Here is a 15,077-nt window from a genome sequence, read left to right on the forward strand (position 1 = left end):
CTCTTAAGAAAACATTAAGTTTTAAGGCGGTAGCCCATTCCCCAGATGGTTTCGATGTATTCTTCATTAGGGTTGGCTTTGGCCAGCTTGCTCCTGACATTACTCATATGCACATTGATGGTGTTATCATCGCCACGGAATTCCTCGTTCCAGACACTTTCATATACGTTCGCCTTGGTAAAGACCTTTTTGGGAGATGACAAAAGCAGTGCAAGGATTGCGTATTCTCGTGCCGTAACTGTCAATTGAAATCCATTAACAGTTACTGTCTTTGCCACCGTATCAACCTGTAAATCCTTGAATGTTAATTCTTTAGGATGTGGCTGTTGAGTTAGACGGCGGGATCTTCTTAGATGGGAATCAATTCTTGCAGAAACCTCTTCAATATCAAAGGGCTTCGTGATGTAATCATCCGCACCGGTTCGTAAGGCTTCGATTTTTGTTTGCTGCTCCAGCTTTGCGGAGATTACAATGACAGGTATAGGATTTTGTTCACTTATTTTTGCTAAGATCTCTTCTCCTGTCATACCAGGCAGCATTAAATCGAGCAGCACCATATCCCATTCTGATCGTTCCAAGTAGATCATCGCTTCAGTACCAGAATAGGCCGGCTGCGGGACATACCCGCTTTTCCGGATAATATTGCATAATAATTGATTAATATCATTATCATCTTCCACAACCAAAATATTGATTTGCTCCATTCAATCATCACCCAGTTACTCTCCAAATTTTGTATATACAGCATAAACTTGTTTCACCATTTACACAAATACTATCTATATAGTAAAAAGGGTGTCAGGCACCACAAAAAGACACTTGTCTCCCCGCAGTGGACAACACCCAAATGATTATTTTATGAGTTTTCTTTTATAGACGAAGTAGTACATGCTTAATGGCCACCACAATGCGCAAAAGATGGGGTATACGGCCCAAATTGCGCTAGGGCTGGAGACGGTATTAACGGTAATAAAAAAGACCGTTAGTAAGAGAGTAGCATGAAGAGAGAATGCAAAAAATGTCTTTTGTTTGGCATGATAGATGACAAGCGGCCACCACAACACAACGAAAGCCGGATAGATAGCCCACGGATGCTGTGGAAACAAGAATACATTAAGCACCGCATAATAAAAAATAATCGACGTACTCCCAATCAATGCCACGGGTAATGTTAGTGCGCGCTTCCCTAAAAAAACTAGAATCGGCCACCAGAATACTGGATAAACAGCTAAAATTGACCATGGATACTCTGGTGAATGGAGGAAATTCTCTACTGTCAAAAAGGCAATGAGCAATACGCTATATGAAAGTGACAGATGTTTATGTTTCCCATTTTTCACACAGTACACACCAATAGGCCACAACAACAATACAAAGGAAGGATAAAAAAACCATACGTATTGGCTGCTAGTTAGATAGTTAACAAGTATAAGAAAGATAATACTCATGATACATCCTGCGACGGCAAAGCCTGGATCGAATTTTCTCATTGTAATCCCTCCCTATTTTGACCGCTGCCAATGAAAATACATGGCTAGCGGCCACCATAACACCGCGAAGGTTGGATAGACAAACCAGATTGTTTGCGGTGAATAGGCAAAATTGATAAACACAAATAAAGCGATAATGAGAATGCTCCCCCAAATGGAGAAACCTAAATTTAATCTTGACATATTTTTCTTCACCGGCTGCTTTACACCCAGTTCCTTTTTTAAATCCTCAATGTCTCCAAAGTCCACGATCGCTTTATTGATCGCATCCTCTTCTTCCTTCCCTTGTTCTATCAGGTCTAGCACTTTTTCTTCAAGATTTTCTAAAACCTCCTGCTTAACAGCCTTCTTTTGCTCACTCTCCGGAACATCTTTAAACAGTTCATCGACATGATTTTTTAACTTTTTCACTTTAACCCCTCCATAAATAAATCGATTACCTCTTTTGTTTCTTTCCATTCCGCAATCATTTCTTTTAAGTAAGCTTTCCCAAGCGTGGTAATCCTGTAATATTTCCTTTTCCCGCCTTGTGAAACGCTCCCCATGTACGATTCAATTAATTCCTTTTTCTCCAGTCTTTGAAAAACAGCATATAAGGTTGCCTCTTTTATCTGGAATCGATTGTCTGTACGTAAACTGATTTCCTTCGATATTTCATAGCCATACCTATCCTGTTCAAAAATCAGGCGTAAAATAATCGAATCTAAATGACCGCGAATCAGATCGCTTCTAATCATCTTGTCACTTCCCTGTTTCAATAACTATTCTATCTGATAGAGTAATCTTACTCGAAATTACTCTATCTGTCAAAGTAATATTAGGCCCTTTTTTTAAAAAAAATTAACAAAATTTTCATAACCCTTGGCCGCTTAGGTAGAGAGATTCTTATAAAATAAACTTGGAGTGATAAAAAAAGAATGGCCGTGGCATATGGCGTATAAACCCCGTATTAAATCTAAGGAATTAATCATTTTGGAGTTGCTAGACACCTTCATGACCCTACCCGAAAAAGACAGACAGCATTATGTTAGACTTAAAAAAGGATATGAAGGTGAGCTCATGTTTGACGCGTTGACGAAGAAACTTCAATGTGAGTGCTATATCCTAAATGACCTGTTATTAAACGTAAACAACACTACATTCCAAATAGACTCGCTGCTTATTGTTTCTGAAAAGATTTGCCTTTTCGAAGTGAAGAATTTTGAAGGTGATTATTTTTACGAAACAGATACTGATGTAGATAGATTATATAAGAGGCCCAATAAGGAATATACTAATCCACTTCATCAATTGAATCGCTGCAAATCCCTACTCCGTCAATTACTTCATCAAATTGGGTTTATTTTGCCCATTGAAGCCCAGGTCGTTTTTATCAACCCCGGGTTCACCCTATACCAGGCCACCCTCGACAAACCTTTTATCTTTCCAACACAGGTAAATAGCTATTTGAAAAAAATAGATGGGCTCCCTTCTCGTTTAAATGAAAAACACAAGTTTCTTGCTGATAAATTAATTTCCCTTCATATGGAGGAAAATCCTTATACCACACTGCCCCCGTATCATTATGAAGGGCTGCGAAAAGGACTTACATGTGTGGGATGCCGCTCATTTTCGATGTCTGTTCACGGAAAGAAATGCGTGTGTGGTGATTGCGGGCACGAAGAGTTGGCGACAACGGCCGTATTGCGGAGTGTGAATGAATTAAAGCTTCTGTTTCCTAAAATGAGGATTACAACCAATTTGGTTTATGAGTGGTGTAGGGTTGTGAAGTGTAAAAAGACGATTAGAAGGGTTTTAGAGAGGAATTTTAAAAAGGCAGGAGTTCGACAATGGACTTATTATGTTTGAAGGACTAATCCTTTGTTTTCCTTTCGAGATTAGTCCTTCAGCGACCTTATGAAGGACTAATCCTTTGTTTCCCTATCGAGATTTGTCCTTCAGCAACCTCATGAAGGACTAATCCTTTGTTTCCCTATCGAGATTTGTCCTTCAGCAACCTTATGAGGGACTAATCCTTAGTTTCCCTAGTAAGATTTGTCCTTCAGCGATCTTATGAAGTCCTTTTTTCCAATTTCATTCACACTCTTGGTCTTCATCCGCTTGATTACAATGAAGTTACCCCTTCTCTACCCTCTTAACCTCTTCATAAGGCTGCACCACGACAAATCCATCGCCCTCGAACCTCATTTGAATCGATTCACCGCTGCCCCTTCCAAAGAATGTTTTTAAACTGATGTCCGTTTGAAACTCAGGCTGTAGATTTCCGGACCAGGCGACGGTTGCATTTGGATCAGTGATAACCGGCTGTCCCGGCAATACCCGCAGTGTCAATGGCTCGTAGTGTGTAGTAATGGCAATCATGCCAGTTCCTTCACAGCGGACATTGAATAAACCGCCGGCCATCATCCCGGCAATCCGCTTCATTAATTTAATCTCCCATTTTATCCCCGGCTCAAATGCTAGCAAGTCATTTCCATTCACATAGATGGAATCGTTTTGCAAGTTTAGGATAATAATCTTTTTCCCCTCATCGGCAAGATACAATTTCCCCCGTCCGTTTGCCTTCATTAGCGAGGCACCTTCACCGGTGAATGCCTTTTTAAAGGCGGTCCCCAATCCGTGCTCCAAAATGCCTTCGCGATCAAACTTTATTTTCCCATGATACGCGACCATAGATCCCGCCTTTGCCCAAACAAGGCCATCCAAGTTCACTTCAAGCATCCGCGGGGTTTCTAATTCGAAAAAGCCTTCCCCTTTATCCTTTTGTTCTGTCTGTTTAATGAATTCATCCATTGAATATCTACTCATCCAGCCCATCCCCTTTCTTAATTGTATTACGTAGAAAAGATAGGAATGTTTCAATTTTGTTTTTCGCTAGATTCTTTTGCTGTTTCGGAAAACAATTACCCTGATTCTTAACATAAGAATGATGATATAGGCACACATTAGTAAGACTAACTAGTTTGGTCGTTAAGGGAGATTCGCCATGATAAAATGGGTTCGATTCATTATTGCATTTATTTGCTTTTATTCCAGCGTTCAAACAACTGTGTTTGCGGAGATGATAAAGAGAAAGCAAGTGGAGCCAACGGGGCAAGTCATCTGGGAAGTAGCCACACACAAAAAGGTCATAGCTTTAACATTTGATGATGGTCCCGATCCTGTCTATACGCCCCAAATTCTTTTACTTCTCGAGAAGTTTGGTGCCCATGCGACATTTTTTCAAATCGGAAACCGAATGGAACTGTATCCGGACATTGTCGAACAGGTTGTGGAGGCCGGTCATGAATTGGGCAATCACTCTATGACACATCCATACGAAAATAAAGTTGGCTTTCATCAGATGCGCAACGAGGTTATATTGGCAGATCGTATTATCCAAAAATACCAGCCAAACCACCCTAAATTGTTCAGACCTCCTGGGGGATACCTAGACACTGCCCTATTGCAGGAGGCAAAAGAACAAGGATACAAAGTCGTACTTTGGTCGTATCATCAGGAATTAAGAGATTGGTCCCTGCCGGGGGCACTGAGTATTGCTAATCATGTCATCAGCCATGCTCGCCATGGTGATATTCTCCTTCTTCATGATAGCGGCGGCGACCGGAGTCAGACCATCCAGGCTTTAAAAATTTTTCTACCTGCATTGAAAGAACAAGGATACAACTTTGTAACTGTTTCAGAGCTTCTCTCTTATAAATTGATAAAATAATGTCTCAAAATAATTGTTTTTAACACCGAAGCTGTTATCACAAACAGTAGAAGCAATACTGCGCCACTAATATAATAGAGCATATCCGGACTAAAGCCGTTTTGGTAAAAGATAAAACATGACACTCCCAACAATGCAATCAAAAACAATTCAACCAAAAGGGCAGAAAAAATAAATAGGATATAAGGTTTAACGACTTTCGGGTGTGACACATGTTTTAGCGTAAACCCATCCCAACAAAGATTTGCTAGTTTCTCCAACTTTATCACCTCATGTGGACATGCCTTTATCTAACAGTATGTCCAGCGATGAGGATTCTGTACCATTTTTCATAAAAAACTTCGTGTTATGGTTTTGGGTTAATGCTTAATGCTGCAATCATCATTAATAGGGTAAAAACTAGTAAAAAGATATTAAGGGTAAGTCCCCAAATGGCATATAATCTTGATCTTCTCACGGTTACCAGCCCCGCAAGTCCGAGAAAAAAACCGACAATTGGCAGTTGAACGATAAAGATTCCGGGAAACTCTGCGTTTTTTACTAATAGAGCTACATTTAAACCAGCTAATGAAAGTAGCGCAACCAGAAAAGATAGAAATCCAGATATCGTCGGAAGGCGTCTGTTGCCCCCTTTTTTCTTTATTCCCAGTTCCATAGTTTTACCTCCCCTACCTTCATCGTATTAATTTCTTTTACATTCTGCAGCTTTCTTAATTCCTCTGTTGGGCCGGTAATCACAGCGCCATACACCTTGATGCCGTGTTTCTTAATATAGGCAATGCGGCTTTTCAGGGACAATGATTTAGCCCGGGCGACTTTTTCAGCAACCGATTCATTTTTTTCAAGCAGCGATAAAATATCGAGAAACACTTCCTCATTTGTTTGATTATAGGATTTAAACGGGGACCACGTCGTCTGATCATATTGCGCAGGGTATCCAAGAGGTGTAATGGGTACCCCTTCATCATCCACCTGTGCTGCATCCATCCCCGTATCCACCGCTAGCCAGCGAAGTTCCATATCCTTAGGCAGAATTTTATTCAGTTCCTTTGGTTTCATAACATCGTTTAATGATATATATACCTCCGCTACAGTCCCATCGGGAAGCTTATTTAACATATCCCATTGATCGTTTCTATTAAAAGGGACGGATGCTTTAGGGTGAAACAAGACTTCTGTATCCTTATCTGGATATTCCGCTAACGGCCTATCTAGATTAAGGTTCTTCTTAGGAAAGTTCGCTCTGTCTAAAAAAAAGTCAATATCATAGTTCCCAACCTTATAATCTTCCTTACCGATTTTTTTAAATACATCAAACTTGATATTCATTGAAAAAAAGCCAATTTCATGCTCTAGGCGTAATTTTTCCAGCCCCATATTCGGTTCGGTCACATAGATCGTTTTCGTGGCAACGTCAATCAGACGGTTTGCCCTATCGCCAACGGCATAGTACATATGGGAGGCCAATGTCATGATAGGGACAATTAATAATAGAATGGCCAGACTGATCATAATATTCGTCCTGCGGGCCCTATTTTTCCCCATCGTGACGATCTCCGTTTGGCTTTTTTCGGAATAAGAGTGCACTTCGCTTACTTCATTCAATGATTCCTTTAGGTATTTTTGATATTCATCGTCTACATTATTTTTTTCATCACTCATCCGTCTTCTTCCTTTCCTTCACTTTTTCCATGACCTTCCGCCGGCCCCTATGTAAATGGCTTTTCAAGGTATTCAAATTCATTCCCAAAATTTCCGCAACTTCGTTGTATGCAAGCTGATGCAAATCACATAACAACAGCACATGTCTTTCTTGTTCTTTTAACAAATGAATTTCTTCCAATAATAATTGGAAGCTTTCCTTTTCTAAGAGCTTTTTTTCCGGCGTATCCCGAGAGGAATTACTCTCATCCATTTCCGCCTGAATAACAAGACGTTTATTTTTCCGTTGAAAATCAATAAAGGCATGGTATGCGACCTTAAATAGCCATGCACGAATATTAGAGATTTCATAATCCTCCAGATGCAAATAGGCACGGTAAAAAGCCTCCTGAACCAAGTCCTCGGCGATAAAATGGTCCTTTGAAAGGGAGTATAGATACCGGTATAAATCATTGACATGTTCCAGGTAAACCTGATCTAGCTCCACTCCCGTTCCCCCTTTCACCTTAACCACGTTTAACGATAGCAAAAGGTTGCAGTTTTGGAAATTATTTCACAAAAAAATACGAACAGTTTAGCCCCTGTTCGCATTCATCCATCTATATCCTACTAATCAAACGTTTGTTTAAAATATCCTTCGCTATTACCTTTTAACTTTAAAGTAAGGCTTCCGCCGCTGCCACCGTTTTATTTTTCGTAACAGCCCGTAAGAAACATGGATTTTTTCCCTTTCTAATGATATTCCCGGCTGCAGATACATCCATAAGGACTTTGGATAAGCAACAAGCTGGTCGGGATAAACGCTCCTGTGGCCAATGACAATATACGCTGTAATACAGGCCCCGACCACATATATGCCAGTTAAGCTGCCAAATAATTCATATCCCATGAATATTGCAGCAATAGGTGTATTCGATGCCGCGGCAACAACCGCAACCATTCCGACCGCTGCCCCCAGAGCAGGATTGATGCCCATTAGATGGGCAAGAACATTTCCAGTTAGAGCGCCAATCACAAATTGTGGTGTGACGATCCCGCCGTAAAATCCCGACCCTAACGTAATTGCAACAAAGAGTGATTTCCACAGAAAACCTAAATAGGGCACTTGCTCCCCAGCTAAAGCGCTCTCCATCAACGGCAAGCTTAACCCAAGGTAATCGGTTGGCAGTATGAAAATAAGTAATGATAAAACAAGACCACCCATCAAAGGCATGAACGGTTCCCAAATATGAAACCTCTCCTGAATAAAGCCAAAAAACGTACGCGCCTGGACAAACAGCTCAATAAAGAGCCACGAAATAAGTCCGCAAAGGATGCCGATGATAATCATTTTAATAAACAGTCCCTCTGAAAACTGTGAAGCAACCCGTATTGGATAATAGTCATATGTAAGTCCCCATAGCTTGCTTATACGGTAAGATGTGACACCTGCAATCACAGCAGGGAAAATAACATCGTGACGAAGACGCCCGATGGTTAACACCTCAATCCCATAGATAGCTCCTGCAATCGGCGTGCCAAATACACTGGCAAACCCAGCACTAACACCACAGGCAACCATTCGCCGTTGAAGTTCCGGATTTAAGCGAAAAAGAAGGCCAAATAATGATGCCAACGAACCACCGATATGCGAACATGGACCTTCCTTTCCCGCTGAGCCTCCGCAACTAAGCGTAATAATCGCCGTTAACGGCTTTACCCACATGGTTTTAAAGGGCATAACCCCCGACTGCTCATGTACAGCGGCAATCGTTGAGTCTTTATTTGTTTTCGAAGCATGGCGGTATCCATAATATAAAATGAGTCCGTTCAACAACCCGCCAAGCGGTAGAAGCACCATTTGCAGCCATAATGGGATATGTACTGTTTGACCTGTTGAATAGTATAATAAACGTAAAAATAGGCTTGTTCCGGTCCCAACAAATGCTCCCATAATCGTTGCTAAAAATAGCCACCGGAGTAATGTTGCAATCATCACAAGCGGTTCCACGTAATAGATCCGCGAAAACATTTGTCCGTTCACCCCCCTATTGAAAATAGCACTACATGTTTAGGAAGTCTATTGATTGAAAATTTAGGATAACACCTGAAAAAACACCGTCCAAAAAAGGAACGGTGTCAACATTTACTTATGAACAACTAAATGGGCGAAGTGAAAATGGTCAAAAGCGTGCAAGTCGTCTTCCCTGTCTGTGAAGTACAGCTCTTCAATATTCTCCGGTGAAAGATTTTCATATAAAAGCATCTGACAATCTTGCAGCTCGAGGTCAAGTTCAAAAGGATCGAAGCCGGTAACCATTGATTCACCCGTGGCAGCAGTAATTTGCCGCATTTGAATGAGCTTCTTTGAGGCCTTTCTTTCATTAAACGCGGTGTCATCAAGATAATCAAAGACAAAGGAGCTTCCGTTTAAAGACATTTCCGAAATGGCAGTCAAGAGTTTTAAAAAATCAAGTTTCTCTAAGTACATAACAACCCCTAACAAGCTAAAATAGGCAATTTGCCCGCTATCATAGCCGCTTTTTTTCAGCTCTTCAGGTAAGGAATCATGTTTAAAATCAACGGGAACAAATTTTATGTTTGCAGGAATGGCGAAACCCATTTCTTGCAGGCACTTCATTTTGAATGCTTGGGTTGCGGGGTGGTCGACTTCATAGATGATAAAATCCTCCGGCAAGTTTTTATGGCGAAGGGCAAAAGTGTCAAGGCCGGCACCTAAAATCACATATTGTCTCACTCCACGTTCAATCGCCGACACGAGACTTTCCTCTGCATATCGTGCCCGGCTGACTAATTGAGGAACGGTCTGATTGTTCATCACCCATTCTAATTTTTCGTTAAATGATGTCAAGGATTCACTCTTTTCCGGATCGAAAAAGGCGATGGCATTTGCCCAATTGGTGCTGATTAGTTGTTTTTCCTCGTCACGTAACAGTGAAGGGGCAGCCCAATCATTAAAAATGGGCTTGCTGCAATTCAATGCATGGTATCCCCTGGCAAAGCAGCTTACTAATGCAGTTAAACTTTCCTTATTAGCTTCCATGAAAACTCCCCCTTTAAAAAAAGAAAACTCCCAGCAAAAAGTGGCTAGGAGTTTATTTTAGGATGAGTTAACTTTATTGTCAATAAATAAATATTATAGCACGTTTTATAGTTAAAGTCAATAAATTTATTTTCTTTTTTGGAAAAATAGTACCTAACACCCGTTGTTAACAGAATCGACAAAGATGTTTACAAAATCCTGCTTTCATATGCTCATCCATCAAGTTAAAATATAATGGTGTACCTGCACTGTCAATTAAAGTCTCACCTAAGTATAAAAAAAGTAAATATAAATTATTAAATATCCCAATATAGATGGAGTGTAGAAATGAATTTTAATAAACTAGAAGCGTTTATTTTGGTTGTCGAGAAAAGGAGTTTTTCAGAGGCAGCTGCTGCCTTAAAAAGTTCACAGCCGACGACAAGCCTTAAAATAAAGAGTTTGGAAGAAGAGCTTGGGATGGAGCTTTTGGAACGAGGCACATCGGGAATACAGCCAACCCCTGCCGGAAAGCTAGTTTATCAGGCCGCTAAAGAAGTAACACAAAGATGGCGAAGGCTGGAGGATGAACTTCATGGTCTTCATGATACATTAACCGGGACCTTAACCATCGGTGCCAGCACCATCCCTGGTACCTATCTTGTTCCAAACTGGATTAAAACATTCCGAAGCCTTTACCCAAAGGTAGATGTAACCATTGAAATTGGTGATTCTAAGAAAATCCTCGATAGACTTCTGGATCATCGAATTGATATAGGAATCATTGGCCTTGAGCAAGAGTCAACCAAACTTCAATTCAGGCCGATTGCCTCTGATTCACTCGTATTGATTACACCAAATGGACACCCGATGATCCATTCAGACGACTCGGAGTTTAGGCAGATTAAACAATATGATTTTGTTTTAAGGGAGCAGGGATCAGGCACAAGAAAGGTAATGGAGGATTACCTGACACTTCATGGGTGTTCACTTTCTGATTTGCATTCCGTTGTCTCCATCGGCAGTACCGAAGCCGTTATCGCTGCAGTAGAAGCAGGACTTGGTATCAGTTTTATCTCGAAGCTAGCTGCCATGCCAGCCGCAAAGGCAGGTCGGATCCAGATTATTGAAAAATTTGATCCTTTTCTAAGAAACTTTTATTTTACTTCTCTAACTGATGCGGCAGACCGTCCGATCATTAAAGAATTTACAGGGCTTTTATTTAAGCAGTGATGCAATCGGATTTTACTATTCTTTTATAAAAGAGGGGAAAGGTTTATGAAAGTAAGTAGAACAATGATTTTAACTTATTCTGCAATGGGTATTGCTTTAAACGTACTATTAGGAACTGTGGTCTCATCAATGAAAATTCCTTTGTTATTCCTTGATACAATTGGTACGGTTTTAGTCGCCGTCTTATTCGGCCCATGGTGGGGAGCATTAGCCGGTGGACTGACCAACGTGGTCCTCGGTGCCACAACAGGTCCATCTGCCATGTTCTTTGGGCTTGTTAATATTGCTATTGCGTTAGTCGCAGGTTACATGGCGAAAAAGTTTGATTTCAGAAAATGGTATATCGCCCTTATCACCGGAATTATGTTATCTATTATCGCACCTCTTATTGGGACACCGATTGCTGTTGCCGTCTATGGCGGATTAAATGGAAGCGGGATGGATTTAGTCGTCCTTTGGCTGCGCTCAGCAGGAGAAAGCGTTTTTGCCTCTACCTTTATTTCACGGATTACCGGCAATTTTGTCGATAAAATCATTACGTGTTTGTTGGTTATGTTCATGATAGCCCGCTTACCAAATCTAGCAAAGATCGTGAATAAGGAGAAGAAAAATGCAGCGTAGTAAAAAGATCCTGCTAGTTTCTCATTGTATCTTAAATCAGAATACCGTCATTGTAGATGAGGCCCGTGCAGAAGGTGCTGTCCTTTCAGCTGTTGAGTGGGCAATGAAAGAGGGTTACGGATTTCTCCAGCTGCCATGCCCGGAATTTACCTTTCTTGGGCTGAATCGGCCATCGATGACCTACGAACAATACAACACACCTGAGTACAGAGAGCATTGTCGGAAGATCCTGAACCCTGTCCTTCTACAAGCTGAAGACTATCTGAAAAATGATTATGACATTATCGGTCTGCTAGGGATTCAGAGTAGCCCATCATGTGACCCGACTCGCGGCATTTTTATCGAAGAGTTAACAGCGATGTTTGGCGAAAAAGGAATCACATTGAAAACCCTCTGGTATTTGCCGAATACCAGTGAACCAGAATTCAAAGGTAATCTGCACTTTATAAAATAAGGAATGCACAAAAAACAAGCCTGATCCGGAAAGCGGGCTTGTTTTTAAGTTGTTTTCTATTGCAGCAAATATTGTATATAATGGGGGCAGAGGTGAGAACATGGCACGTGAACGCAAATTTTCTAGGGATGAATTATTTCAGGAGACAAAACAGCTCCTTCTTCAACATGGTTATGAAGGATTTACTTTTAGCATTTTAGCAGATACTTTACACGTATCGCGCGGTGCCCTTTACAAATACTTTGAAAATAAAGAAGATCTCATCACGAACTTTATTTTTTATGAAATGGATCAATTTCTAATTCATTTAAAGCAATTAGACCTACAACTTGGGTTCGACGCCCAATTTGATTTTCTTTTAAACCTGATATTATCATCATCAGACATTCAGAAACTCATCAGAATCGGACAGCAAATCCCAGGACATAATGAAAAGTTTGAGAAACTTCATGTTGATATGTATCAGTATTTACAAGACTTTATCGATAGAGGGAAGGCAGAAGGCAAACTACGGTCTGATATTCCAAACAACTTACTGTTGGGCTACATCTTTCAATCTGTAGCCATCCCTAATCACGGGGGGACCCCCCATTCTACTTGGGTTAGTTCCATTAAACAAATTATTCGCGAGGGAATGTTCACAAATACCTAAATTGACACCCATGTTACTTTCAAAGATAATAGTAGTGACAATAGTGTCAATTTACTTTTACCAAAAGTGACATTTGCGTTACTTTGTAAATTTTTATAAAGAGAGGGGCTACATCAAAAAGATGAAATCATTTTTACAAGCAATAACCGATCGAGTTTCAACCAAAAGGGGGATGTGGATTACCTTATCCATCTGGCTAGTTATGACCATCCTTTTGGCTATGCTTGCACCGAGCGCAAAGGATTATGAGGTTTCTAGAATTGATTCCCTACCAGATGATGCGAAGTCTGTGATTGCTCAAAAGAAAATGGATCACTATTTTCCTAATAATGAAGGAACTCCGGCCATATTAGTTTTTCAATCCAAAGAGGGCCAAGTAGAAATTGCTAAACTAGGGGAAATTTTAGATGAAGTTAAGAGGAAAGACATCGCTGGGATTGAACAAATGATTCCCATCGCATCCCTACCTCCACAAGCTGCAGCTGGTTTCCTATCAGAGGACAAAACAACGGCCTTGATTCCCCTTACCTTCGATGCTTCGCTGGAAAATAAGGAAATTAAGGAGTCATTGACAAAAGTCAAAAAGGCGATTGCAGATACATCCGAATACAAATTATATGTAACAGGACCAGCGGGAATCGCAACAGACTCTCTTGATTTATTTTCTCGTGCAGATCTTGTCCTTATTTTATCAACTGTCGGTTTAATTCTTATCCTATTAATCGTAATCTATCGTTCACCATTACTAGCATTCATTCCGCTTCTTGCGGCTGTCTTTGTCTATGAGGTCGTGAATCAAATCCTTGGAATCATGGGGAAGGCCGGGCTTGCTTTGAGCAACCAGACAATTTCAATTATGTCGATTCTTTTATTTGCGGCGATGATTGATTATTCCTTATTTGTCTTTTCCAGGTATCGCGAGGAACTCACGAACCACGAAAGTAAGTTTGATGCGATGAAGGAAGCAATGCGTGAAACAGGCATGCCTGTCTTCTTCTCGGGAGGAACCGTTTTAGCCGCCATGCTTGTGTTATTTTTTGCTCAATTTGGTGACTACCAGAACTTTGCTCCAACTTTTGCAACAACCATGTTGGTCATTATGCTGGCATCGATTACACTTGTACCTGCCTTGTTTACGCTATTTGGGAGAAAGTCCTTCTGGCCTAAGGTTCCCCGCGTTGGTAATCGCGCAGTAAATCAACATGTTGTTTGGGGAAAAATTGGCCGCTTCGTTACCAGGAAGCCTGGTCTGTCCGTCGCTGTAATCGGGATCATTCTTTTATTATCGGCAAGCAATTTATTTAATCTAAAGTTTGAATTTGACACAATGAAATCATTCCCAGAAGATATGCCATCCCGCCAAGGCTATGAAATTTTGGCGAAAAAGTTTGAACCCGGCGATTTAGCCCAAACTACCGTTGTATTCGAGTCATCTGCCTCAGTAACAGCTGACCAACAGGAAAGTTTACGAAAAACATTGGCTGAACAGCCGCTTGTTAGTGATGTTCGCTTAGGCGGGAAAACGGAGGATGATTCCGTTCTTTATTATAGTCTGACTTTTGCCGGAAACCCGTATTCTATTAAAACCATCGATGCCTTGGAAGAAATAATTGGTTCCACCAAACAAATTACCACTGATAGCAAGGTGTATGGTAAGCTTTATTTTTCTGGTGAAACCGCAGCGAAAGTGGATGATCGTTCCGTAAACGACCGGGACGTCATTGTCATTGTGCTGCTGGAAACCATTTTAATCTTTGGAATGTTAATTATCTTAACAAAATCGGTTAAGATGCCCATTTACATGATGGGTACCATTTTAATCTCCTTCTTTGCAGCATTAGGGCTTGGGACATTCTTGAGCAACCTGCTCTTTGATATTGATTCCATCAGTAATAGGGTTCCGCTTTATGCGTTTGTTTTCTTGGTTGCCCTTGGAATCGACTATAATATCATACTCATCTCAAGATTCCAAGAAGAGAGGGCGACTCATTCTGTTAAGGATGCTGTAGAAATCGCAGTTACAAACACAGGCGGAGTCATCTCCTCTGCCGGTATTATTCTAGCTGCCACCTTTGCCGTATTAATGACCCAGCCGATCCAGCTGTTATTTACATTCGGCTTTATTGTTGCAGTCGGAATCTTATTAGATACCTTCTTAATTAGAGGTGTCCTGCTGCCTGGATTAATTGTTTTATTGGAAAAAGATAAAAAGGTTAGTGAAAATAGATAGC

Annotated in this window: 17 protein-coding genes; 7 read left to right on the forward strand and 10 right to left on the reverse strand. The window is 40.8% G+C overall.

Annotated features, from left to right (window positions below):
- Positions 1-14: 14 nt before the first annotated feature.
- The 4 genes from G6554_RS15345 to G6554_RS15360 all read right to left on the reverse strand — a co-directional run bounded on the left by G6554_RS15345 (position 15) and on the right by G6554_RS15360 (position 2,227).
- Positions 15-704, reverse strand: coding sequence for a response regulator transcription factor (locus tag G6554_RS15345; protein ID WP_166243368.1), 690 nt, complete (start codon positions 702-704; stop codon positions 15-17).
- Positions 705-851: 147 nt separating this feature from the next.
- A complete protein-coding gene (locus G6554_RS15350; protein ID WP_166243370.1) occupies positions 852-1,490 on the reverse strand; it encodes a hypothetical protein in 639 nt (212 codons plus the stop codon).
- 12 nt (positions 1,491-1,502) lie between these two features.
- Complete coding sequence (locus G6554_RS15355; protein WP_166243372.1) at positions 1,503-1,901, reverse strand: permease prefix domain 1-containing protein; 399 nt, start codon at positions 1,899-1,901, stop codon at positions 1,503-1,505.
- The gene (locus G6554_RS15360) at positions 1,898-2,227 is read right to left on the reverse strand and encodes a PadR family transcriptional regulator (protein ID WP_166243374.1); all 330 of its coding nucleotides are present in this window, start codon (positions 2,225-2,227) and stop codon (positions 1,898-1,900) included. The genes G6554_RS15355 and G6554_RS15360 overlap by 4 nt, the downstream gene beginning before the upstream one ends.
- A gap of 193 nt (positions 2,228-2,420) precedes the next feature.
- On the opposite strand from G6554_RS15360, the gene G6554_RS15365 reads away from it, so the two are divergent.
- Positions 2,421-3,338, forward strand: coding sequence for a nuclease-related domain-containing protein (locus G6554_RS15365; protein WP_166243376.1), 918 nt, complete (start codon positions 2,421-2,423; stop codon positions 3,336-3,338).
- A 267-nt stretch (positions 3,339-3,605) separates the two neighbouring features.
- Here the strand turns inward: G6554_RS15365 and G6554_RS15370 are convergent, their stop codons facing one another.
- Positions 3,606-4,298: an AIM24 family protein gene (locus G6554_RS15370; protein ID WP_166243378.1), complete on the reverse strand. Its 693-nt coding sequence runs from the start codon at positions 4,296-4,298 to the stop codon at positions 3,606-3,608.
- Between the two features lie 178 nt (positions 4,299-4,476).
- Here G6554_RS15370 and G6554_RS15375 point away from each other — a divergent pair, with 178 nt between their 5' ends.
- Positions 4,477-5,202 carry a polysaccharide deacetylase family protein gene (locus tag G6554_RS15375; protein ID WP_242637803.1) on the forward strand — a complete coding sequence of 242 codons (726 nt, stop codon included), beginning with the start codon at positions 4,477-4,479 and terminating at the stop codon, positions 5,200-5,202.
- A gap of 346 nt (positions 5,203-5,548) precedes the next feature.
- Here the strand turns inward: G6554_RS15375 and G6554_RS15380 are convergent, their stop codons facing one another.
- From G6554_RS15380 to G6554_RS15400, 5 genes are all read right to left on the reverse strand, one after another.
- Complete coding sequence (locus tag G6554_RS15380; protein WP_166243380.1) at positions 5,549-5,857, reverse strand: hypothetical protein; 309 nt, start codon at positions 5,855-5,857, stop codon at positions 5,549-5,551.
- Entirely contained in the window at positions 5,842-6,864 is a 1,023-nt protein-coding gene (locus tag G6554_RS15385; RefSeq protein ID WP_166243382.1) for an anti-sigma factor, read from the reverse strand. Before G6554_RS15385 ends, G6554_RS15380 begins: the two co-directional genes overlap by 16 nt.
- A complete protein-coding gene (locus tag G6554_RS15390; RefSeq protein WP_166243384.1) occupies positions 6,857-7,351 on the reverse strand; it encodes a sigma-70 family RNA polymerase sigma factor in 495 nt (164 codons plus the stop codon). Before G6554_RS15390 ends, G6554_RS15385 begins: the two co-directional genes overlap by 8 nt.
- A 156-nt stretch (positions 7,352-7,507) precedes the next feature.
- Positions 7,508-8,887 (reverse strand): chloride channel protein, encoded by a 1,380-nt coding sequence (locus G6554_RS15395; RefSeq protein WP_347564319.1) that lies wholly within the window; start codon positions 8,885-8,887, stop codon positions 7,508-7,510.
- Positions 8,888-8,989: 102 nt separating this feature from the next.
- Positions 8,990-9,907, reverse strand: a complete 918-nt coding sequence (locus tag G6554_RS15400; protein ID WP_166243386.1) for a class I SAM-dependent methyltransferase — start codon at positions 9,905-9,907, stop codon at positions 8,990-8,992.
- 327 nt (positions 9,908-10,234) lie between these two features.
- Here G6554_RS15400 and G6554_RS15405 point away from each other — a divergent pair, with 327 nt between their 5' ends.
- The 5 genes from G6554_RS15405 to G6554_RS15425 all read left to right on the forward strand — a co-directional run bounded on the left by G6554_RS15405 (position 10,235) and on the right by G6554_RS15425 (position 15,076).
- Positions 10,235-11,119, forward strand: coding sequence for a selenium metabolism-associated LysR family transcriptional regulator (locus G6554_RS15405; RefSeq protein ID WP_166243388.1), 885 nt, complete (start codon positions 10,235-10,237; stop codon positions 11,117-11,119).
- A gap of 45 nt (positions 11,120-11,164) precedes the next feature.
- The gene (locus G6554_RS15410; protein ID WP_166243389.1) at positions 11,165-11,740 is read left to right on the forward strand and encodes a CD3073 family putative ECF transporter S component; all 576 of its coding nucleotides are present in this window, start codon (positions 11,165-11,167) and stop codon (positions 11,738-11,740) included.
- The gene (locus G6554_RS15415) at positions 11,730-12,194 is read left to right on the forward strand and encodes a CD3072 family TudS-related putative desulfidase (protein WP_166243391.1); all 465 of its coding nucleotides are present in this window, start codon (positions 11,730-11,732) and stop codon (positions 12,192-12,194) included. The genes G6554_RS15410 and G6554_RS15415 overlap by 11 nt, the downstream gene beginning before the upstream one ends.
- Before the next feature lie 100 nt (positions 12,195-12,294).
- On the forward strand, positions 12,295-12,846 hold the full coding sequence (locus tag G6554_RS15420) for a TetR/AcrR family transcriptional regulator (RefSeq protein ID WP_166243394.1): 552 nt from the start codon (positions 12,295-12,297) through the stop codon (positions 12,844-12,846).
- Between the two features lie 121 nt (positions 12,847-12,967).
- Positions 12,968-15,076, forward strand: a complete 2,109-nt coding sequence (locus G6554_RS15425; protein WP_166243396.1) for an MMPL family transporter — start codon at positions 12,968-12,970, stop codon at positions 15,074-15,076.
- Position 15,077: the final 1 nt, after the last annotated feature.

This window comes from Bacillus sp. MM2020_4 (assembly GCF_011250555.1).
Lineage (GTDB): Bacteria > Bacillota > Bacilli > Bacillales > Cytobacillaceae > Neobacillus.